We start from the raw sequence: 960 nt of genomic DNA, 5'->3' as shown, positions 1-960 counted from the left end.
TCGAATGTATTGCTTTTGCCAAATACTTCGCCATCAATACTGTACTGGTAAGGGCCTGCGCCGTCGATTACTTCCGTTACCGTTAGTGCGCCGTCTTCTCCGTTGGCACAACTGGTGCTCGCTGTCGTTACGGTAGCACTTTGGATGAGGTTGATCGTCACGGTAGATGTGCCAATACAACCATTTTCGTCCATCACGGTAATCTCGTAGGTGTCGTTAGGCAAATCAAGGAACTGATTCCCTGCCTGGAAGGTCTCGCCATCAATACTATAAGTCAGCATTCCAGCACTTCCAGAAGCATCTACGGTGATATTATTAGCAGTGGTCGTAGCAGATGCACTGATACTGGTTCCCCCTTCCAACACTACCATATTGGTAATAACGGTATTNNGCATCCATGACCGTTACTTCGTAAGTTCCTGCAACCAAACCATTAAAGACATTTTCCATCTGGAAGGCATCTCCATCCAGGCTATACGTAAATGGTGCATTGGGGCCCGTAGCATTGGCCGTGATCTGCCCATTGGCATCTCCTGCACACACTACATTTTCGTTTACGTAAGTGGCACCAGCCAGCGTGCTCATTCCAAACTGGATGGTAAAGGTCTCGTTAGGTATCCAGCCGCCGTCTGCAGCTATTACGCTAAAGCGGAAGTCGTCTTGTGTTGCGTCAACGTTGACATTGGTATATACCAGCAGGCCGTTATCAATGTCTGCTTGGGTAAAGGTAGCCCCTATCGAAACAGGTGATCCATCAAGCATCATCGTACCTTCTACAGGTAAGCTTAGCAGCGTAAACGTGATCGAAGTAGCGTCTTCTCCCGGCAGGCTGGCCAGCAAATGACTGTTGGGTACCGCAGCTGTAGTACCCGCTTCCATGATAAAAACATTGTTCACCAAAGCAGGCGTTGCTACCGGTGGAACGTCTAAGCAAATATCCAAACTCCAGCTGTCTAATTG

Annotated in this window: 1 protein-coding gene; it reads right to left on the bottom strand. The window is 48.5% G+C overall.

The features are described 5' to 3' along the window. Positions 1 to 391: 391 nt before the first annotated feature. A partial coding sequence (locus ACRBG0_RS28555; protein WP_431490228.1) for a cadherin-like domain-containing protein occupies positions 392 to 960 on the bottom strand: 569 nt, incomplete at both ends.

Source organism: Lewinella sp. (assembly GCF_050633125.1).
In the GTDB taxonomy this organism is placed as follows: Bacteria; Bacteroidota; Bacteroidia; order Chitinophagales; family Saprospiraceae; genus Lewinella.
Note: the sequence above shows the minus strand (reverse complement) of the source record. Positions and strands in the feature narration are given on the sequence as shown.